The following is a 20096-nucleotide window of genomic DNA, read 5'->3' on the forward strand; positions in this document are numbered from 1 at the left end:
AGTCACTCATGCACAACCCGAACACGGATTCCCGAAGCAGCACGGCGGCGCTCGCCCTGGCCGCCCTGGGGGTGGTCTATGGCGACATCGGCACCAGCCCCCTTTACGCCTTCAAGGAGGCCTTCGCCGGCGCCCATGGCATCGACCCCAGCGAGGCCAACGTGCTGGCCACCCTGTCGGCCTTCTTCTGGGCAGTGCTGGTGATCGTCTCCCTGAAATACGTGTGGGTGGTGCTGCGCTTTGACAACGAGGGGGAGGGCGGCGTGCTGGCCCTCACGGCCCGGGCCCACCGGGACGCCCCGACGCCGCTGTGGGCGAAGCTCGCGGTGGGGGCCGGGATCTTCGCCGCGGCCCTGTTCTACGGCGACGCCATCATCACCCCGGCCATCTCGGTGCTGTCGGCGGTGGAGGGGGTGAGCGTGGCCATGCCGCACCTGGAGCATTACGTGGTGCCCATCACGGTGGGCATCCTGGTGTGGCTGTTCATGATCCAGAAGCACGGCACCGGGCAGGTCGGGCGTTATTTCGGGCCGATCACCGTGCTGTGGTTCGCCACCCTGGCCATTCTCGGTGTGGCCAGCATCGTGCAGACCCCGGAGGTGCTGCGGGCGGTGGACCCGCGCTACGCCCTCAGCTTTGCCATCGACAAGCCCCATGTGGCCTTCATCCTGCTCGCCGCGGTGTTCCTGGCCCTGACCGGTGGCGAGGCCCTGTACGCCGACATGGGGCATTTCGGGCCCCGGCCGGTGCGGCTGGCCTGGTATGGGCTGGTGTGGCCGGCGCTGATGCTCAACTACTTCGGCCAGGGCGCGCTGGTGCTGCGGGCCCCGGTGTCCATCGAGAACCCCTTCTACCTGCTGGCGCCGGACTGGTTCCTGCTGCCCCTGGTGGGCCTCGCCACCCTGGCCACGGTGATCGCCTCCCAGGCCACCATCACCGGCGCCTACTCCATGACCCTGCAGGCCACCCGGCTGGGCTACCTGCCGCGCCTGCGCATCCTGCACACCTCCGACACCGAGCGGGGGCAGATCTACGTGCCCATCGTGAACTGGCTGATGCTGGTGTCGGTGATCATCCTGGTGCTGGAGTTCCGCTCCTCCGGGGCCCTGGCGGCGGCCTACGGCATCGCCGTGTCGGGCACGATGATCATCACCACCCTGCTCACGGTGTTCATCCTGCTGGTGTCGGATGTGCGCGGGCGCATCCGGCTGCTGGCGGCGATGGCGGTGTTCGGCGCCCTCGAACTGCTGTTCTTCAGCTCCAACCTGACCAAGCTCGGCGAGGGCGGCTGGATGCCCATGGCCCTGGGCGCGGGCATCTTCCTGATGCTCACCACCTGGAAGGAGGGCAGTCGCCTGCTGGCCGAGCAGCGGGGCTGCATCGACGTGCCCATGGCGGGCTTCATCAAGGGGCCCCTGCCGGATGTGCCCCATGTCTTCGGCACGGCGGTGTATCTCACTTCGGAGCCTTCTCTGGTGCCCAGCGCCCTGTTCCACAACCTCAAGCACTACAAGGTCATGCACGAGCGCACCGTGTTCCTGCATGTGGTGAACGAGGAGGTGCCGCGCATCGACGACCGGGAGCGGGTCACGGTGACCCAGCTCGCCGAGGGCATCTACAACGTGGATGCGCGCTTCGGTTTTCGCGAGGAGCCCGACGTACCCGCCGCCCTGGCCCTGGCCGCGCCCCTGGGCCTGGAGCTCGAGCCCATGACCACCACCTACTTCGTCGCCCGTTCGAGCATCGTGGACGGCCCCGGCAAGATGCCGGCGTGGCGCTGCGGGCTCTTCGCCTGGATGATGCGCCAGTCGGAAGGAGCGGCCACCTACTTCAAGCTGCCCTCCAACCAGGTGGTGGAGCTGGGCACCCAGGTGATGCTCTAGGGTGACGGCAGGTGTCCTGGCCTGCCCGGCATGGCCTCGGGCCGGGGCCATGGGCTAGAATCATCGACTCACTCAAAAGCAGCCGACAGGATTGACCATGCACGCCTCATCGAAAGTCCATATCGACGATGTCCGGATCAAGGACATCAAGGAACTGGCCCCGCCCATCCACATGCTGCGGGAATTCCCGGCCACCCCCAAGGCGGCCGAGACGGCTTTCGAGGCGCGCACCGCCATTCACCGCGTCCTGTTTGGCGCCGACGACCGCCTGCTGGTGGTCATCGGCCCGTGCTCCATCCACGACACCGACGCGGCCATGGAATACGCCCGCCGCCTCAAGGCCGAGGCCGACCGCCTGAAGGACGACCTGCTGGTGGTGATGCGCGTGTATTTCGAGAAGCCCCGCACCACCGTGGGCTGGAAGGGCCTGATCAACGACCCCTTCATGGACAACAGCTTCCGCATCAACGACGGCCTGCGCATCGCCCGCAAGCTGCTGTGGGAGGTGAACGAGCTGGGTCTGCCCGCCGGCACCGAGTTCCTCGACATGATCACCCCCCAGTATATTGCCGACCTGATCTCCTGGGGCGCCATCGGCGCCCGCACCACCGAGAGCCAGGTGCACCGCGAGCTGGCCTCCGGCCTGTCGTGCCCGGTGGGCTTCAAGAACGGCACCGACGGCAACATCCGCATCGCCGTGGATGCCATCAAGGCGGCCCAGTCGCCCCACCATTTCCTGTCGGTGACCAAGGCCGGGCATTCGGCCATCGTGTCCACCGGCGGCAACGAGGACTGCCACCTGATCCTGCGCGGCGGCAAGGGCCCCAACTACGACGCCGCCAGCGTCGACGCCGCCTGCAAGGAGCTCGCTGCTTCGGGCGTGACCGCCAAGCTGATGGTGGACTTCTCCCACGCCAACAGCCGCAAGCAGCACAAGCTGCAGGTGGACGTGGCCCGGGACGTGGGCGGCCAACTGGCCAACGGTGAAGACCGCATCATCGGCGTGATGGTCGAGTCCCACCTCAAGGAAGGCCGCCAGGACCTCAAGCCCGGCGTGGAGCTGGAATACGGCAAGAGCATCACCGATGCCTGCATCGGCTGGGAAGACAGCCTGGAAGTGCTGGAGATCCTCGCCGAGGCGGTGCGTCAGCGCCGCGTGAAGCGCGCCGACCTGGAGTAAGCGGGGCGCGTTGGCGACCAGGAAAGGGCGGCTTCGGCCGCCCTTTTTGCTGCTCCGTACGATCAGGTGGCCGCCAGCCCCAGCCCGGCTGGGTGGCTGTACACCACCAGGCGCTCGCCCCGGGCAAAGCCGGCCAGGGTGAGGCCGGCTTCGGTGGCGAGCTTGACTGCCAGGGCAGTGGGGGCGGAGACGGCAACCAGGCAGCCGATGCCGCGCACGGCCACTTTCTGCACCATCTCGTAGCTGGCCCGGCTGGAGACCAGCGCGAAGCCGCTCTGCGTATCGGTGCCCGTCCGGGCCAGGTGGCCGAGGAGCTTGTCCAGGGCGTTGTGGCGGCCCACGTCCTCGCGCAGGGCGCGGATATGCCCGTCGGCATCCACCCAGGCCGCCGCATGCACGGCGCCGGTGAGTTGGCGCAGGCCCTGCCAGCCGGGCAGCTCGGCCAGGGCGGTGGCCACCGCCGCGGTGTCGAGTGCCGGGTGGGGCGGCACCGGGGCGAGCGGCCGGGCCAGGGCGTCCAGGCTCTCCACCCCGCACAGCCCGCAGCCGGTGCGGCCGGCCAGGTTGCGCCGACGTGCCTTGAGGCTGGCAAAGCGGCTTGAGGCGATCTCCAGGCGCAGCTCGATGCCCTGGGGCCCCGCGAAGCACTCCAGGTCGTAGAGCTCGCTGCGTTCCGCCAGGATGCCCTCACTCAGGCTGAAGCCCAGGGCCAGGTCCTCCAGATCGGTCGGCGTGGCCAGCAGCACGGCGTGGGAGATGCCGTTGAAGACCAGGGCCACGGGGACTTCCTCGATCACTTCATCAATGCCGGCGTGCGTCTGCGTGCCGTCCACCCGGTACACCGGCAGAGGGCGATGGGCAGGCAGGGGCGCGTCGGCATCGGCGGCGTGCAGCGGGGCTGAAGGGCAGGAGGAGGCGGGGGCGTGGGGCATGGACGAGGGCGATGCAAGGGCGGGGGCCCGCTAGTGTAGCGGGGTGAGCGGGCAGGTCGCAGTTCTGTGGGGTCGAATTCATTCGACCTCGAATCGTTGAGCCATGCGGGCTGGCTTTCCGTTGTTTTGCGTTACGTTGGCCGGGTCTCGGCCCGGCGGCCGACCTTCTTCTTTGTTGTACGACAAAGAAGAAGGCAAGAAAACGTACCCCGCTGTCGCGCCCCCTGCGGGGGTTCCCTCCTTCCGGCAATGCCGGGCGGGGTCTGCGCAAACTCGCCCTGCGGGCTCAGACATGCGCAGCCCTTTTTCGCCCGGCATTACCTCCAGTCGGCGTGCCAGAGGGGAAAGGAGATGCAGGTGATCAACGGCCAGTACCCGACTTGATGTCCGCAGGGGCTCGGTGCCTCCGAAAAGCCCGTTCCGCCCCGCCGGGGCGAAATCCCGGCCAAGGTCACGCAAAACAACGGAACGCAAGCCAGTAACGGCACGGACTCCGGCGTTTCAGCCTTGCCGCAGGGAGTCCGAGGGCAGCTCGCCGAACAGGCGTTTGTAGTCCCGGGCGAACTGGCTCATGTGGGTGAAGCCCCAGTCGTAGGCGATGCACGAGATGGGGCGCAGGCCGTCGCCGTAGCGCAGGGCCCGGCGTACGGCGTTGAGGCGCAGGCTGCGCATGTAGGCCAGGGGCGGCATGCCGGTCACGTCCTCGAAGCAGTTCTGCAGGGCGCGCCGGCTCAGGTGCAGGTGGGCGCACAGTTCGGGGATGGTGGGGGGCTGCTCCGGGTGGTTGAGGACATACTGGCGCACCTTGTCCACGGCCTGCTGGTGCAGCAGGCGGCTGCGGCTGAGGGCTGCCGGGGCGCTGTCGCGTTCCTCGAACATGCCGGCCAGGGCGCCGAAGATGCGCAGCTGCAGGGCGTCGGCGCTGGCCGGGGCGGCGGGGGTGCCGGCGTCGGCCAGGATGTCGGCCAGGGTGGCGATGAGGGTCTCCTTGCGGCCGGGGGCCAGGTGCAGCACGTCGCCCTGCAGCAGCAGGCGGTCCAGGTCCTGGTGGCTGCGGCGGTCCAGGTAGTCGGCAAAGGCCAGGCGGTCCACCACCACGCCGAAGAGGTTGAAGTCGGGGGCGGTGAGCAGGTCGAACTCGGCGCCGCCGTCACGGACGCACACGGCGCGGGATGACAGGGGTTTGCCCCCCAGGCACATCATGCCGTCCCGGGCGGCGGGGATGCCGAACCACACCGAGCGCGGCCAGGCGGCGCAGGTCTGGCGCAGCCGGCGGTTGGCCGTCTCGACGAAGACCTGGGTGCGGGGCAGCCACAGCTCGGTCACCGCGCCCTCGAAGCTGCCCGGCGTGAGCTGGTCGTAGCGCTGGTCCCACTGGGACAGGTTGTGGGCATGCTCATCCGCGTCCCGGGAGCGGGTCACCCGGCGCAGGGGGTGGGTCTGGGCGGGTGGAGGAGGGGAGATGGCGCTCATGGGGGTTTCCTGTACGGAAAATGTGTGTACGGGTTTAGCAAGCGCCGTACCGTCGTCGGCGTGCCGGGGCAGTGCGCCCTGAGCGGGGGTGGGCGGGTCGCCCGGTGCCGCCTTCCGGCCCCGTCGCGGTGCAGGTCGATGGCTGCAGGCACTGGGCTGGTGCAGGATTTTGTCGCTGTGTTGCAGGCATCCTGCAGCGGTGCCGAAAATTGCTATTGCGGTGCTGAAACTTGATAGATGCGCCGGGGCGGTGTGGGCGACGATTCACCCATCAATTTTCCTGGAGTGAATCATGAGTGCGAACACGCAATCCGCCCATGGCCTGTCGGCCAGCCTGGGCACCTGGCAGCTGTGGGGCATCGCCGTGGGGCTGGTGATCTCGGGCGAGTACTTTGGCTGGAGCTTCGGCTGGGCCTCGGCGGGCACCCTGGGCTTTCTGGTCACCACCGTGATGGTGGCCGTGATGTACGGCACCTTCATCTTCAGCTTCACCGAACTCACCGCCAGCATCCCTCACGCCGGCGGCCCCTTTGCCTACAGCTACCATGCCTTCGGCCCCACCGGCGGCTACGTGGCGGGCATGGCCACCCTGATCGAGTTCGTGTTTGCGCCGCCGGCCATTGCCCTGGCCATCGGTGCCTACCTCAACGTGCAGTACCCGGCCCTCGATCCCAAGATCGCGGCGGTGGGCGCCTATATTGTGTTCATGGGGCTCAACATCGTCGGGGTGACCATCGCGGCTACCTTCGAACTCTTCGTGACCCTGCTCGCCATCTTCGAGCTGCTGGTGTTCATGGGGGTGGTGGCGCCGGGCTTCTCGCTGGCCAACTTCACCAAGGGCGGCTGGGGCGGCGCGGACGAGTTCTCCCTGGCCGCCGTACCGGGCATCTTCGCCGCCATCCCGTTCGCCATCTGGTTCTTCCTGGCCATCGAGGGCGTCGCCATGGCCGCCGAGGAGGCCAAGGACCCGAAGCGCTCCATCCCCATCGCCTACACCGGCGGCATCCTCACGCTGGTGGTGCTGGCCGTGGGCGTGATGGTGTTTGCCGGCGGCGTGGGCGACTGGACCAAGCTGGCCAACATCAACGATCCGCTGCCCCAGGCCATGAAGACCATCGTCGGCGAGTCCAGCGGCTGGCTGCACATGCTGGTGTGGCTGGGCCTGTTCGGGCTGGTGGCGTCCTTCCACGGCATCATCCTGGGCTACTCCCGCCAGATCTACGCCCAGGCCCGTTCCGGCTACCTGCCGGCCTGGTTCGGCGTGGTCCATCCGCGCTTCAAGACGCCCCACCGGGCCATCCTGGCCGGCGGCGTGGTGGGCATCGCCGCCATCTTCAGCGATGAGCTGCTGTCCTTCGGCGGGCAGAGCCTGACCGCCAACATCGTCACCATGGCGGTGCTCGGCGCCCTGCTGATGTACGTGCTGAGCATGGCGGCCCTGTTCAAGCTGCGCGCCACCGAGCCCCGCCTGGCGCGGCCCTACAAGGTGCCCTTCTACCCGGTCTTCCCGGCCGTGGCCCTGGTGGGGGCGCTGATCTGCCTGGCCACGGTGGCCTGGTTCAACCCGCTCCTCACCGGCGTCTTCGTGGCGATCCTGGCCCTGGGCTACGGCTACTTCCAGCTGACCCACAAGCAGCGCGAGGAGCTGCCCTTTGCCGAGCTGGCCCGGGCCGAGGGCTGATTGCTGGCACAGAACCTGCAAATGCGATCCGGCGCCCGCCAGCTCGGGGGCCGGCGCGATGCAGATGCAGGATGACCACAGACGAAGAACAAGACCATGACCTACGCCTGCACCCTCGGACTCCGTCGCCATGTGTTTGGCGACCTCAAGACCCTCCTCGCCAAGGCCAGCCCGGCCCGCTCGGGCGACATGCTGGCCGGCGTCGCCGCCGCCTCGGAAGAGGAGCGCATGGCCGCCCGCATCGTGCTGGCCGACCTGCCCCTTGGCCGCTTCCTGCAGGAGGCGGTGGTGCCCTACGAGGACGACGAGGTGACCCGCCTGATCATCGACGGGCATGACGCCGCGGCCTTTGCGCCGGTGGCCGGTCTCACCGTGGGCGAGTTCCGTGACTGGCTGCTCTCGGATGCCGCCGATGCGGCCAGCCTGCAGGCCCTGGCGCCGGGCCTGACCCCCGAGATGGTGGCTGCGGTGAGCAAGCTCATGCGCAACCAGGACCTGATTCTGGTGGCCGCCAAGTGCCGGGTGGTCACGCGCTTTCGCAACACCCTCGGCCTGCCCGGCCGGCTGGCTGTGCGCCTGCAGCCCAATCACCCCACCGACGACCCCCGGGGTATCGCCGCGTCGATGCTCGACGGCCTGCTCTATGGCGTGGGCGATGCGGTGATCGGCATCAACCCGGCCACCGACAGCCTGCCCGCCATCACCACCCTGCTGCGCCTGATCGACGATTTTCGCGAGCAGTACGAGGTGCCCACCCAGAGCTGCGTGCTGACCCACGTCACCAACACGATTCGCGCCATAGACAAGGGCGCCCCGGTGGACCTGGTGTTCCAGTCGATTGGCGGTACCGAGGCGGTGAACCGCAGCTTCGGCGTCAGCGCCGCCCTGCTGGACGAAGCCAACACCGCCGCCCTGGCCCTGGGCCGCGGCAGCGTAGGCAACAACGTGATGTATTTCGAGACGGGGCAGGGCAGCGCCCTGTCCGCCAATGCCCACCACGGCGCCGACCAGCAGACCCTGGAAGCCCGCGCCTACGGCCTGGCCCGGCGCTACCGGCCGCTGCTGGTGAATACCGTGGTCGGCTTCATCGGCCCGGAATACCTCTACGACGGCAAGCAGATCATCCGCGCCGGGCTGGAGGACCACTTCTGCGGCAAGCTGCTGGGCCTGCCCATGGGCTGCGACATCTGCTACACCAACCACGCCGAGGCCGACCAGGACGATATGGATACCCTGCTGACCCTGCTCGGGGTGGCGGGCATCAACTTCATCATCGGGGTGCCGGGGGCCGACGACATCATGCTCAACTACCAGAGCACGTCCTTCCACGATGCGCTTTACGTGCGCAAGGTGCTCGACCGCCGCCGGGCCCCCGAATTCGAGGACTGGCTGGAGCGCATGGGCATCGCCGATTTTCGCGGCAATCTGCTGCCCCAGGGTGAGCAGCAGGCCCTGCTGGCCCTGGCCGCCACGCTGTGAGGGGAGATCGACCATGAGCAAACCCGCCATCGTCACCCCCGACCCCTGGCTGCGCCTGCAGGGCCTGACCCGCGCCCGGGTGGCCCTGGGCCGCGCCGGGGTGAGCCTGCCGACCCGAGAGGTCTTGCGCTTTGGCACCGCCCACGCCCAGGCCCGCGATGCCGTGCACCAGGCCCTCGACGTGGCCAGCCTGCAGGCCGACCTTCAGGACGCCGGCTTCGCCAGCCTGGCCGTGCATAGCCAGGCCGCCGACCGCAGCATGTATCTGCGCCGCCCCGACCGGGGGCGCAGCCTGACCCCGGAGAGCCTGGCCCTGCTGGCCAGGCAAGGCCCCCGGCTGTGGGCCGCACGGCCCCGGCTGGCGGTGGTGCTGGCCGACGGGCTGTCGTCCCTGGCCGTGGCCCGTCACGGCCTGCCCCTGCTGCAGGCCCTGCAGCCGTATTTCCCCGAACTGCCCACCCTCCCGGTGGTGATCGCCAGTGAGGCCCGCGTGGCCCTGGGCGACGAGATCGGCCAGGCCCTGGGCGCCGAGCAGGTGGTGGTCATGATCGGCGAGCGGCCGGGGCTGTCATCCCCCGACAGCCTGGGGCTTTATCTCACGGCCCGGCCCCGGCCAGGCCTCACCGATGCCCAGCGCAACTGCATCTCCAATGTGCGCCCGGAAGGGCTGAATTACCCCGAAGCAGCGCGAAAACTCGCCTTCCTGATCGCCGGCGCCCTCAAGCTTGGGCGTACCGGTGTCGATCTGAAGGACGACAGTGACGCTGCCCTGCCCGATGCCGCCAGACCCGCCGCGGGGCTGGCCCCCTAGATCCACAACCCGACCTTTCAGCTCGTCATTCACTTAACGGAGAACCCCCAATGTCCCACTCTTCCCTGCGTGCTTCGGCCGCCCTGTGCCTCGCCTGTGCCAGCCTTGGCGCCACCACCCCGGCCCTGGCGGCCGACGAATCCGCCTGGACCGTACCGGTCAGCCTCGGCTTCGTCAGCGACTACATCTTCCGCGGCCAGACCCAGACCTGGGGCAAGCCGGCCCTGCAGTTCAGTGTCGAGGCGGCCCACACCTCCGGTGTCTACGCGGGCTTCTTCGCCTCCAACGTGTCCGACCACTGGCTGCCCGGTGCGGCGGTGGAGATGGACTTCTATGGTGGCTACCGGGGCAAGATCGCCGACACCGTGGGCTATGACGCGGGCCTGATCTACTACACCTACCCGGGCGGCAACTGGACGGATTCGGCTTTTGCCGGCTACAACCGCTCCAACAGTCTCAACACCATGGAGGCCTACATTGCCCTGAGCTACGAGTGGCTCACCTTCAAGACCGGCCGCAACCTCACCGAGTACTTCGGCTGGAGCACCAACAACTCGCCCACCAATGGCGGCTTCTTCGGCGACGCCAGCGCCGGCGTCACCGGTAACACCCGCGGCTCGCACTTCTACGAGCTCAACGCCGCCTACGACATCGCCGAGGGCTGGAACCTCAGTGGCCAGATCGGCCGCCAGGTCATCGCCCATGCCACTGGCTTGGATATCAGCTACTACAAGGTCGGCATCACCAAGGCCCTGCCCGATGGCTGGAGCGCCGGCGCCTTCTTCTCGGCCACCAGCGAGCCCGACGCCTACCGCAGCTACTACAGCCTCAACAACGGCACCTCCAAGCACGACATCGCCAAGGAAAAGTTCTTCGTGAGCGTCACCAAGGCCTTCTGAGCGCGGCAATGAAAAAGCCGGGGCGTGCCCTTTGCGGCACGCCCCGGCTTTTGCCTGTGCAGGGAGCGGGTGCTTACTTCTCGATGAAGGCGTGCTCGATCACGTAGTCGGCCGGATCGCCGATGCGCTTGGACATGCGGAAGCCGCGCTTGTCCAGCATGGCCCGGCTGTCCTTGAGCATGGCGGCGCTGCCGCAGATCATGGCCCGGTCAACGGCCGGGTCGAGGGGCGGCAGGCCGATGTCCTCGAAGAGCTTGCCGCTCTCCACCAGGTCGGTCAGGCGGCCCTGGTTGCGGAAGGGCTCGCGGGTCACGGTGGGGTAGTAGATCAGCTTTTCGGAGATGGCCTCGCCCAGGTATTCGTGGTGGGGCAGCTCCTTGGTGATGTAGTCGTGATAGGCCAGCTCGCTCACCTGGCGCACGCCGTGGATCAGGATCACCTTTTCGAAGCGCTCGTACACGTCCAGGTCGCGGATCACGCTCATGAAGGCCGCCATGCCGGTGCCCGTGGAGAACAGGTACAGGTGCCGGCCCGGCAGCAGGTCGGAGAGCAGCAGGGTGCCGGTGGGCTTGCGCGACACCAGCAGGTCGTCACCCGGCTGCAGATGCTGCAGGCGCGAGGTGAGGGGGCCGTTCTGCACCTTGATGCTGAAGAATTCCAGGGTCTCTTCGTAGTTGGCGCTGGCGATCGAGTAAGCCCGCACCAGGGGCCGGCCTTCGACTTCCAGGCCGATCATCACGAACTGGCCGTTTTCAAAGCGGATCGAGCGATCCCGCGTGGTGGTGAAGGAAAACAGAGTCTCGTTCCAGTGATGGACGCTGAGGACTTTTTCGGTGATGTAGGCAGCCATGTCAAAAAGCGGAAGATCGGAGGTGCAGCATTATCCTCCGTCGCTCCCCAGGTTCGCAGCAAATTTTCCTTCATATTCTTATCACAGGTCAGGAATCCGGCAGCGCATCCGCGTTTGCGCCCCCTGTGATGATCTGTGCCAGAGCCGGGCCTTAACTGTGTCGCAAATGTCAAATAAGGCGACCGATTCCAGTGAACTGGTCCATAGAGCCGGCGTGAACGCCTGTGCCACCATCGGGCGACACACTTTCCTGTCTCGCGCCCGCCCCCGTCCCCGCCGGCCCGTGAGAGAACATGCTCACCGACCCCTCCCATGCGCATCGAAGGCACCATCGCCAAATGGAACAATGACCGCGGCTTTGGCTTCATCGCCCCCGCCCAGGGCGGCCCCGACGTTTTCGTCCATATTTCCGCCTTTCCCCAGGATGGCATCCGCCCCAGCCTGGGCGACCGCTTCAGCTTCGAGATCGACCTGGACCCGGATGGCAAGCGGCGTGGAGTGAGGCTGTTGCGCTGCCGGCGGGCCGTGGTCCGGGAGCCGCCCCCGGACATTGCGCCCCGGGCGAAAGCCGGCGCCGGCCGTGCCGGCAAGCTGATCTTCCTGCTGCTCGTTGCAGGCCTGGCCTGGTATGGATTCGGCGAATACAGCCGCTACCGGGGGGCGCAGCAGCAGGGCGTGGCGGCACCCGTAGCACCACCGCCAGCCCCGGAGGGCGGCACAGCAGGAGGCCGCGAGCAGGCAAGGCCATTGCGCTAAAATGGTTTTTCCCGTTTCCTGGAGCGGTCATGCCCCTGGTCCAACTGATTTACGTGAGCTCTGCCTGCAAGGAGCTGTCCGACGACGAGCTGGACCGCATTCTCGAATCCTCCATCCGCCACAATGCGCAGCAGGGCATCACCGGGGTGCTCCTGTACCTGAACGGCAACTTCATGCAGGTCATCGAAGGTGAAGAGGCGGCCATCGATGAGACCTACAGCCGGATTCGTGACGATGAGCGCCACAAGGGCCTCTTCGTGCTCGCCAGGGACGTCATCCCCGAGCGGGACTTCCCCGGCTGGAGCATGGGTTTCCGGCGCCTCACGAAAAGGGATGTCGAGCATCACCCGGCCTTTGCGCCCTTCCTGCTGGGGGGCTTCGATGCCGCCACCATCGGGGCCCGGCCGGGGGCCGTGACCGAGATGTTGCGGCAGTTCAGCAGGGTCTGAGCGCGCCCGCCGGGGGCGCCGGGGTTCAGCCCATCTTCTCCCGGTACATGCCGCCATCGGCATGCTTCAGCAGCGCTTCGGCATTGGTGCCGTTCTCCGGGTAGATGGCGATGCCGATGCTGGCTTCGGTGCGCAGCAGGCTGTCGTCGATGCGGATGTAGTTCCGCAGGGCGCTGCGGATCTTGTCGGCGACCTCCCGGGCATCGTCGGGGCCGTGCACTTCTTCCAGGATCACCACGAATTCGTCGCCGCCCAGGCGGGCCACGGTGTCGGCCTTGCGCACGCAGCCTTCGAGGCGGCGGGCGATGTGCTGCAGGAGCAGATCGCCGGCGGCATGGCCGAGGGTGTCGTTCACGTGCTTGAAGTCGTCGATGTCGATGTAGAGCAGGGCCATGCCGCACGGCCTGCGTCTGCTGCGGGCCAGGGCGGTGTTGAGGCGGTCGTGGAAGAGGCGCCGGTTGGGGAGGCTGGTCAGCTCGTCATACCGGGCGGCCCGCAGCAGCTCGGCCTTGAGCTGGCCGTGCTCGATGGCGGTGGCCACCTGGGCGGAGACGAAGTGCAGCAGCTCCCGGTCGGCGTCATCGTAGCGGGCGCCGGCGGGGGCCTGCAGGGCCAGGGCGCCGATGGCTTCCTGGCGGGTGACCAGGGGCAGGATGAGCCACGAGGCGTAACGCGGGCTCTGGCCGGCAGAGGCCAGCTCGAGTGTGTCGGTGCTGAGGTGCAGCGCCGTGCCCTCGGCCATGACCCGGGTGCACAGGGCGTGGGCCCGGGCTTCGTCGAGGATGGGCGAGGCGCCTCCCTCGCCCCGTTGGTAGGGAAAGCTCAGCTCGCCACGGGGGGCGCGGATGGCCACGGCCAGCCCCGCCAGGGGCACCTGCCCGGCAATGATGGCGTGGATCCATTCGAAGAGGCTGTCCAGGTCGGTGGCCTGATGGGCGGCTTCGGAGACGGCGTAGGTGGCGATCTGGATGGCCTCGGCGCGCTTCTGCCGGGTCACGTCCCGGGCCACACCGATGCGCAGGCGGTCGGCCTCGGACCAGCGCGCCGACCACATGATGTGCACGGTGTGCCCGTCCTTGTGAACATAGCGGTTCTCGAAGCCGACGCGGCCATGGCCGGCCATCACCTGGGCCGATTCCCGCGCGGTCAGGGGGCGGTCGTCGGGGAGGATGAAGTCGGCCATCGACCGGCCGATCATCTCGGCCGGCGTGTAGCCGAGGATGCCCTGACAGGCGGAATTGACGTAGACGATGTGCCCGTCTTCGTCCACGAGAAAGACAGCGTCGAGGAGCAGGTCGACGCATTTGAGAAGCCGGTTTTCGAGTTGCCGTTCCATGCTGCCGGGGGTTCCTTCGGTGGCGCTTCGAGGGTGGCGCCTGGAGCGTAGAGTGGCTGATTCCAGGTGGCCGCCGCAAGCGTGTCGAGCGGTGGATGGCGCTTCGTGTGCGCTCCATCACGGCCCGCCGGGGTGGACGCAAAAAAACGGCGACCGGATCACCGGCCGCCGTTGAGGCTCCCAGGGGACGCATCATCCCCGTACTGAAGAGAGAACGGGATGGATCAGGGGATCATCCAGGTGAACACGTAGGCCTGCAGGGTGGTGATGATGCCCACCATGGTGGCGAACATCAGGCTGTGCTTGACGGTGAAGCGGAACAGGTCCGACTCCTTGCCCACCAGGCCGACCGCGGCGCAGGCCACGGCAATGGACTGGGGCGAGATCATCTTGCCGGTCACGCCACCGGTGGTGTTAGCCGCCACCAGCAGGGTGTCGGACACGCCCACCTGGTGCGCCGTGGTGGCCTGCAGGGAGCAGAACAGGGCGTTGGACGAGGTGTCGGAGCCGGTCAGGAACACGCCCAGCCAGCCCAGGAAGGGCGAGAAGAACGGGAACAGCACGCCGGTGCCGGCGAGCAGCAGGGCCAGGGTGGCGGACAGGCCGGAGTAGTTGGCCACGAAGGCGAAGGCCAGCACCATGCCGATGGAGTAGATCGGGCGCTTGAGCTCGACCACGGTTTCCTTGAAGGCCTTGGCGGCATCGCCGCTGCGCATGCCCAGCACGATCATGCTGATCAGCGCCGACAGGAAGATGGCGGTGCCGGTGGCGGAGAGCAGGTCGAGCTTGTACACGGCCGCGTAGGGAGTGGCCTTGGCGACGATGGGCTCCATCTTGATGACCAGCTTGTCGAGCATGGGCACCGGGAACTGGAACACCAGCGAATACAGCGGGCCGTCCTTGGCGAACAGGGCCTTGAAGGGCTTCAGGCTCCAGATGGTGACCATGATGGTCAGGATGACGAAGGGCGACCAGGCCTTGGCGATCTTGCCGAAGCTGTGCTGTTCGTCGGCACCCTGCACGGCGCTGGGCTGGTTGTCGAAGCGGAAGATGCGCTTGGGCTTCCAGTTCTTCAGGAAGACGGTGAGGCAGATCAGGCTGACCAGGGCGGAGGTGATGTCCGGCAGTTCCGGTCCGATGTAGTTGGCGGTGAAGAACTGGGTGACGGCGAAGCTCAGGCCGGCCACCAGGATGGCGGGCCAGGTTTCCTTGATGCCGCGCCAGCCGTCCATCATGGCCACCAGCCAGAACGGGACGATGACGGACAGCAGCGGCAGCTGGCGGCCGGCCATCTGGCCGATCTTGAAGGGGTCGATGCCGGTGACCTGGCCGCCGACGATGATGGGGATGCCCATGGCGCCGAAGGCCACCGGGGCGGTGTTGGCGATCAGGCACAGGCCAGCGGCGTAGAGGGGGTTGAAGCCCAGGCCCACCAGCAGGGCGGCGGTGATGGCCACCGGGGCGCCGAAGCCCGCTGCACCTTCCAGGAAGGCGCCGAAGGAGAAGCCCACCAGCAGCATCTGCAGGCGCTGGTCATCGGTGATGGAGACCACCGAGGCGCGGATGATGTCGAACTGGCCGGTCTTGACGGTGATCTTGTAGAGGAACACCGCGGCGATGATGATCCAGGCGATGGGCCACAAACCGTAGAGGAAACCGTAGCCGGCCGAGGCGAGGGCCATCTCGACGGGCATCTTGTAGAAGAAGATGGCCACGGCCAGGGCGATGGCCACGGTGATGGTGCCGGCCACATGCCCCTTCAGGCGCAGGACGGCCAGCGCGACGAAGAAGAAAATGATCGGTAGCGCGGCGACCAGCGAGGACAACCAGAGGTTGCCCAAGGGGTCGTAAATCTGCATCCAGGGTTGCATTCGTGTTTCCTCCTTGGTGAATGCGGGGTGGGTATCGCCGAGAGTCGGTGTCGTCTTTACTGCTGTTTGTATTGCTTTTTTGTGGGGGCGACTTCAGTCGCCCCTGCGGGTGGTCTGGCTTGTTCAGCAGGTGGCCAGGCGGGCAGCCTCCTCGCTGCACTCGTCGAGCAGATGCACGATGGAGCGGTAGGGCAGGCCGGTGGCGTTGGTGAGGCCGATCTCGCAGGTCTGGTTGCTGGAGTAGCCGCCGCAGCAGCCGGCGGGCACGTCGGCGTGGAGCTTGCGCAGGGCGTGGGCGTTGAGTTCGGGCACCACGAAGCCCCGGTCGCCGCCAAAGCCGCAGCACTTCACCTCGGCGGGCAGGATGCTGCGGGTGGCGCAGGCGTCGGCGAGCTTCCGGAGCTTGGCTTCGGCGCCCATGCGGCGGGCGGAGCAGTTGAGGTGGATGAGCACCGGCTCCTCCTTCTTGTGCAGCATCAGGCGCGGCAGCAGGGCGTCGTGGGCGAATTCCACCAGGTCGTGCACCGTGAGCCGCTCGGCCAGGAAGGTCTTCATGCGCAGGGAGCAGGCGCTGGCGTCGAGCACCACCGGGTATTCGCCGTTGTTGCTGGCCTTCATCAGGGCGGCTTCGAGCTGGGCCGACTTGCGGTCGGCGTCGGCTTCCAGGCCCTTGCTGGCAAAGGACTGGCCGCAGCACAGGCTGTTGACGTCCTCGGGGATGATGGGGGCGTAGCCGGCCCGCTCCAGTACCCGGATGACGGTGGCCGAGAGGGCTTGTTCCGGGCTGTCGGCGCCGAACATGCGGCCGGCGCAGGTGGGGAAGTACACCACCTTGTCGCCCTGCTGGCGGGTGGCCCGGCCGAGGGGCTGGGGCGTGGGCATGCCTTCCTTCCAGGCGCCGCCGGTGAGGCGTGACAGGGCCTTGGTGCCGACGATGCTCTCGGCCAGGTGGCCGGCCTTGAGGGCGGTGCGGGCCAGGGCCTGGGTGGCGCCAAAGTGGTTGGCCGCCACCTGGCCCAGGCTGCGGGCCACGCTGGACAGCTTCTCGCCGCGCACGGCACGGGTCAGGGCGCCGGTCTCGATACCCACCGGGCAGGCGGTGGAGCACAGGCCGCAGGTGGCGCAGGTGTCCAGGCCCATGTAGAGGTAGTCCTCGCCGAGCTGGCCGGGGGCCTCGCCGGCGGCCTGGCGGCGCGACAGCTCGCGCCAGCCGACGATGCGCTGGCGGGGTGACAGGGTGAGGCCGTGGGACGGGCACTGGGGCTCGCAGAAGCCGCATTCGATGCAGCGGTCCACCGGGGCGTAGAGCTGGCCGGCGGCGGGCATGGGCTTGAGGTGCTTGAGGTGGGCCTCGGCGTCGTCGTTGATGATCACGCCGGGGTTGAGCAGGTCTTCGGGGTCGAAGAGCTGCTTGATCTCCAGCATCAGGCCGTAGGCCTGGGTGCCCCATTCCAGCTCGACGAAGGGGGCCATGTTGCGGCCGGTGCCGTGCTCGGCCTTGAGGGAGGCGTCGTACTTCTTCACCAGCAGGGTGCACAGCTCGTCCATGAAGGCGGCGTAGCGGGCCACCTCGGTGTCGATGCCGAAGTCCTGGGTGAACACGAAGTGGACGTTGCCCTCCAGGGCGTGGCCGAAGATGATGGCCTCGTGATAACCGTGCTTGGCGAACAGGTGCTGGAGATCCAGGCAGGCGGCGGCCAGGTCGGGCACGGCCACGGCCACGTCCTCGATGATCACGGTGGTGCCGGGCTTGCGCACGGCGCCGACGGCCGGGAAGGTGCCCTTGCGCACGTTCCACAGGCGCTCGATCTCGGTGGCGTCGGTGGTGAAGGCGGGGGCTTCGATCAGGGTGTAGGCAGCCAGCTCTTCGAGTACCGAGTCGATGCGCTGCTGCAGCTCCACGGCCGAGGGCGCGCGGGTTTCGATGAGCAGGGCGGTGGCGCCGTCGGGCAGGGTCTTGAGCAGGGGCGGCATGCCGGGCTTGTGGGCGACGCAGCGCAGGGAGGCCCGGTCGAGGAGCTCCACCGCGTCCACCGGCCGTTCCTTGAGGCCCACCACGGCCCGGCAGGCGCTTTCCATGTCCTCGAAGAAGGCCAGGGCGCTGGCCTTGTGGGCGTATTCGGGGACGGTCTGGTAGGTGATGCGGGAGATGAAGCCGAGGGTGCCCTCGGAACCGATCATCAGGTGGGCCAGGATGTCCACCGGGTCGCTGTAGTCCACCAGGGCGTTGAGGCTGTAGCCGGTGGTGTTCTTGATCTTGTACTTGCTGCGGATGCGCTGGGCCAGGGCCTTGTCGGCCCGCACCTGGTCGGCCAGGCCGGCAAGGCGGTCGAGCAGGCTCTTGTGGCTGATCCGGAAGGCGGCGACGCTGGCCGGCTCGCCGGTGTCGAGCAGGGTGCCGTCGGCCAGCAGCACGCGGATCGAGGCCAGGGTGTTGTAGCTGTTCTGGGCGGTGCCGCAGCACATGCCGGAGCTGTTGTTGGCGGCCATGCCGCCGATCTTGGCGGCGTTGATGGAGGCCGGGTCGGGGCCGATCTTGCGGCCCAGGGGGGCGAGGCGGCGATTCACCTCGGCACCGATCATGGCCGTGCCCACCTCCACGCTCTGGCCGTCGGCGGCGATGCGGCAGGTGGCCAGGCCTTCGCCCAGCAGCACCAGCACCCCGTCGGTAACGGCCTGGCCGCACAGGCTGGTGCCGGCGGCCCGGAAGGTGACCGGACGCCCGTGCTGGCGGGCCAGATCCACCACCTTGCGCACCTCGCCTTCGTCGTTGACCACGGCCACCACCTCGGGGATCAGGCGGTAGAAGCTGCCGTCGGTGCCGTAGGCGAGGCGGCGGAGTTCGTCCGTGATGACACGGTCGGTGGAGAGGGTGTTGCGCAGGGCGTCGATGAGTGCGGACATGACGGGTCCTCCCGGGCAGGGATTGGGTTGGGGTTTGAGGGGGGCATGTAGGGGCGACTTCAGTCGCCCATCCGCGCGTAGATCACAGGCATGTGCCGTTGATCGGGATCAGTGGGCGACTGAAGTCGCCCCTACACACGAAGCGCTAGCGTCGGTCTTTGACCATGTCTCGGAGCCTTCGCGGGGCGGGTTGCAGGGGGGTGCGGGCCGCCGTCCAGCCGCCTTGCCGCTTGGGCGTGAAGGCGCGGAAGCGGGTGGCCAGCCAGCTGAAGGCCCGGTAGCTGCCGGGGCGGGCATGGACCCGCGCCCACATGCGCCACACGAAGCTCGTCAGCGCATTGTGCCCGGCGCCCTGACCCACCATGGCCGGGTTGGCGTGGGGTTCGCTGTTGGCTTCGCCGCGCAGGCGGATCAGCAGTTCGGGGATGGGGATCTTCACCGGGCAGACTTCGCCGCAGGCACCGCACAAGCTGGAGGCGGTAGGCAGCAGGTGGGTCTGCTCAAGCCCCATCATGTGGGGCGAGACGATCTTGCCGATGGGGCCGGGGTAGGTGGTCCCGTAAGCGTGACCGCCGATCCGGGTGTAGACCGGGCAGTGGTTCATGCAGGCGCCGCAGCGGATGCATTGCAGCGTCTTGCGCAGTTGTTCGTCGGCGTAGGCCTGGCTGCGGCCGTTGTCCAGGAGCACCAGGTGCACCTCTTCGGGGCCGTCCTTGTCTTCGCCCCGGCGCGGGCCGGAGATCATGTTGAAGTAGGTGGACACGGCCTGGCCGGTGGCCGAGCGGGTAAGGATGGAGAACAGCGGGGCGACGTGCTCCAGCTTCTCCACCACCTTCTCGATGCCGGTGATGGCGATATGCACCTTGGGCACGGTGGTGCACATGCGGCCGTTGCCTTCGTTCTCGACGAGGCACAGGGTGCCGGTCTCGGCCACGGCAAAGTTCACGCCGGAGAGGCCGATGTCGGCGATCTCGAACTTCTCGCGCAGCACCCGGCGGCCGATCTGGATGAGGGCGTCCACGTTGTCGGTGTAGCTGACGCCGGGGATGTGCTCGGCGAACAGCTTGGCGATCTGCTGCTTGGTCTGGTGGATCGCCGGCATGATGATGTGGGAGGGCTTCTCGCCGGCGAGCTGGACGATGTATTCGCCCATGTCGGATTCGAGGGCGCCCACGCCGGCGGCTTCCATGGCGTGGTTGAACTCAATCTCCTCGCTGACCATGGACTTGCCCTTGACGATCAGCTTGGCCGCATGACGCTGGGCGATGCCCAGCATGATGGCGTTGGCTTCGTCGGGGGTTTCGGCCCAATGCACCTGCACGCCGTTGTGGGTCAGGTTGGCCTCGAGTTGTTCGAGCAGGTCGGGCAGCTTGGACAGGCTGTACTGGCGGATGGCCTCGGACAGGCTGCGCAGGGAGTCCAGCTCGTCCGTATCGGGGAACTGGGCGGCGCGCTTGGCCATGAGAAAGTCCATGGCGCCGCGGAAGCTCTGGCGCAGGTGCGGATCATTCACTGCGTCGTGCATGCGCTCGCGCAGGGCCTGGGCCGAGACGAAGGCGATGGGCTTGCCGGCGTCCTTGCCGCCGGTACTG

At 67.8% G+C, this 20096-nt stretch carries 15 protein-coding genes; 8 read left to right on the top strand and 7 right to left on the bottom strand.

Annotated elements, in window-relative coordinates; genetic code table 11:
* Positions 1-8: 8 nt before the first annotated feature.
* Entirely contained in the window at positions 9-1883 is a 1875-nt protein-coding gene (locus L6Q67_RS03625; RefSeq protein WP_296565451.1) for a potassium transporter Kup, read from the top strand.
* 97 nt (positions 1884-1980) lie between these two features.
* On the top strand, positions 1981-3063 hold the full coding sequence (aroG, locus tag L6Q67_RS03630) for a 3-deoxy-7-phosphoheptulonate synthase AroG (protein WP_296565453.1): 1083 nt from the start codon (positions 1981-1983) through the stop codon (positions 3061-3063).
* 62 nt (positions 3064-3125) lie between these two features.
* Here aroG and fdhD read toward each other — a convergent pair whose 3' ends face one another.
* Positions 3126-3995, bottom strand: a complete 870-nt coding sequence (fdhD, locus tag L6Q67_RS03635) for a formate dehydrogenase accessory sulfurtransferase FdhD (RefSeq protein ID WP_296565457.1) — start codon at positions 3993-3995, stop codon at positions 3126-3128.
* 501 nt (positions 3996-4496) lie between these two features.
* The gene (locus L6Q67_RS03640; protein WP_296565460.1) at positions 4497-5468 is read right to left on the bottom strand and encodes a helix-turn-helix domain-containing protein; all 972 of its coding nucleotides are present in this window, start codon (positions 5466-5468) and stop codon (positions 4497-4499) included.
* A 292-nt stretch (positions 5469-5760) separates the two neighbouring features.
* Between L6Q67_RS03640 and eat the strand changes: the two genes are divergently transcribed.
* From eat to L6Q67_RS03660, 4 genes are all read left to right on the top strand, one after another.
* Positions 5761-7149, top strand: coding sequence for an ethanolamine permease (eat, locus tag L6Q67_RS03645; RefSeq protein ID WP_296565463.1), 1389 nt, complete (start codon positions 5761-5763; stop codon positions 7147-7149).
* A 96-nt stretch (positions 7150-7245) separates the two neighbouring features.
* Complete coding sequence (locus tag L6Q67_RS03650; protein WP_296565467.1) at positions 7246-8628, top strand: ethanolamine ammonia-lyase subunit EutB; 1383 nt, start codon at positions 7246-7248, stop codon at positions 8626-8628.
* 13 nt (positions 8629-8641) lie between these two features.
* Positions 8642-9439: an ethanolamine ammonia-lyase subunit EutC gene (gene eutC, locus L6Q67_RS03655; protein ID WP_296565471.1), complete on the top strand. Its 798-nt coding sequence runs from the start codon at positions 8642-8644 to the stop codon at positions 9437-9439.
* A 50-nt stretch (positions 9440-9489) separates the two neighbouring features.
* Entirely contained in the window at positions 9490-10338 is an 849-nt protein-coding gene (locus tag L6Q67_RS03660; RefSeq protein WP_296565473.1) for a TorF family putative porin, read from the top strand.
* 73 nt (positions 10339-10411) lie between these two features.
* Here L6Q67_RS03660 and L6Q67_RS03665 read toward each other — a convergent pair whose 3' ends face one another.
* The gene (locus tag L6Q67_RS03665; protein ID WP_296565476.1) at positions 10412-11188 is read right to left on the bottom strand and encodes a ferredoxin--NADP reductase; all 777 of its coding nucleotides are present in this window, start codon (positions 11186-11188) and stop codon (positions 10412-10414) included.
* 312 nt (positions 11189-11500) lie between these two features.
* On the opposite strand from L6Q67_RS03665, the gene L6Q67_RS03670 reads away from it, so the two are divergent.
* Entirely contained in the window at positions 11501-11944 is a 444-nt protein-coding gene (locus tag L6Q67_RS03670; RefSeq protein ID WP_296565479.1) for a cold-shock protein, read from the top strand.
* A 29-nt stretch (positions 11945-11973) separates the two neighbouring features.
* On the top strand, positions 11974-12393 hold the full coding sequence (locus L6Q67_RS03675) for a BLUF domain-containing protein (protein WP_296565481.1): 420 nt from the start codon (positions 11974-11976) through the stop codon (positions 12391-12393).
* A 25-nt stretch (positions 12394-12418) separates the two neighbouring features.
* Here L6Q67_RS03675 and L6Q67_RS03680 read toward each other — a convergent pair whose 3' ends face one another.
* From L6Q67_RS03680 to L6Q67_RS03695, 4 genes are all read right to left on the bottom strand, one after another.
* Entirely contained in the window at positions 12419-13729 is a 1311-nt protein-coding gene (locus tag L6Q67_RS03680; RefSeq protein WP_296565483.1) for a diguanylate cyclase, read from the bottom strand.
* A gap of 224 nt (positions 13730-13953) precedes the next feature.
* Positions 13954-15600, bottom strand: a complete 1647-nt coding sequence (gene lldP, locus L6Q67_RS03685) for an L-lactate permease (RefSeq protein WP_296565486.1) — start codon at positions 15598-15600, stop codon at positions 13954-13956.
* A gap of 123 nt (positions 15601-15723) precedes the next feature.
* Positions 15724-18504, bottom strand: coding sequence for an FAD-binding and (Fe-S)-binding domain-containing protein (locus L6Q67_RS03690; RefSeq protein WP_296565490.1), 2781 nt, complete (start codon positions 18502-18504; stop codon positions 15724-15726).
* A 145-nt stretch (positions 18505-18649) separates the two neighbouring features.
* Positions 18650-20029 carry a LutB/LldF family L-lactate oxidation iron-sulfur protein gene (locus L6Q67_RS03695; protein ID WP_296566195.1) on the bottom strand — a complete coding sequence of 460 codons (1380 nt, stop codon included), beginning with the start codon at positions 20027-20029 and terminating at the stop codon, positions 18650-18652.
* Positions 20030-20096: the final 67 nt, after the last annotated feature.

Source organism: Zoogloea sp., assembly GCF_023150065.1.
Lineage (GTDB): Bacteria > Pseudomonadota > Gammaproteobacteria > Burkholderiales > Rhodocyclaceae > Zoogloea.

Excerpts from the sequence above, each read along its gene's own strand:
- L6Q67_RS03625 (WP_296565451.1), top strand. The coding sequence starts at position 9 with ATGCACAACCCGAACACGGATTCCCGAAGCAGCACGGCGGCGCTCGCC.
- aroG (WP_296565453.1), top strand. The coding sequence starts at position 1,981 with ATGCACGCCTCATCGAAAGTCCATATCGACGATGTCCGGATCAAGGAC.
- fdhD (WP_296565457.1), bottom strand. The coding sequence starts at position 3,995 with ATGCCCCACGCCCCCGCCTCCTCCTGCCCTTCAGCCCCGCTGCACGCC.
- L6Q67_RS03640 (WP_296565460.1), bottom strand. The coding sequence starts at position 5,468 with ATGAGCGCCATCTCCCCTCCTCCACCCGCCCAGACCCACCCCCTGCGC.
- eat (WP_296565463.1), top strand. The coding sequence starts at position 5,761 with ATGAGTGCGAACACGCAATCCGCCCATGGCCTGTCGGCCAGCCTGGGC.
- L6Q67_RS03650 (WP_296565467.1), top strand. The coding sequence starts at position 7,246 with ATGACCTACGCCTGCACCCTCGGACTCCGTCGCCATGTGTTTGGCGAC.
- eutC (WP_296565471.1), top strand. The coding sequence starts at position 8,642 with ATGAGCAAACCCGCCATCGTCACCCCCGACCCCTGGCTGCGCCTGCAG.
- L6Q67_RS03660 (WP_296565473.1), top strand. The coding sequence starts at position 9,490 with ATGTCCCACTCTTCCCTGCGTGCTTCGGCCGCCCTGTGCCTCGCCTGT.
- L6Q67_RS03665 (WP_296565476.1), bottom strand. The coding sequence starts at position 11,188 with ATGGCTGCCTACATCACCGAAAAAGTCCTCAGCGTCCATCACTGGAAC.
- L6Q67_RS03670 (WP_296565479.1), top strand. The coding sequence starts at position 11,501 with ATGCGCATCGAAGGCACCATCGCCAAATGGAACAATGACCGCGGCTTT.
- L6Q67_RS03675 (WP_296565481.1), top strand. The coding sequence starts at position 11,974 with ATGCCCCTGGTCCAACTGATTTACGTGAGCTCTGCCTGCAAGGAGCTG.
- L6Q67_RS03680 (WP_296565483.1), bottom strand. The coding sequence starts at position 13,729 with ATGGAACGGCAACTCGAAAACCGGCTTCTCAAATGCGTCGACCTGCTC.
- lldP (WP_296565486.1), bottom strand. The coding sequence starts at position 15,600 with ATGCAACCCTGGATGCAGATTTACGACCCCTTGGGCAACCTCTGGTTG.
- L6Q67_RS03690 (WP_296565490.1), bottom strand. The coding sequence starts at position 18,504 with ATGTCCGCACTCATCGACGCCCTGCGCAACACCCTCTCCACCGACCGT.
- L6Q67_RS03695 (WP_296566195.1), bottom strand. The coding sequence starts at position 20,029 with ATGCACGACGCAGTGAATGATCCGCACCTGCGCCAGAGCTTCCGCGGC.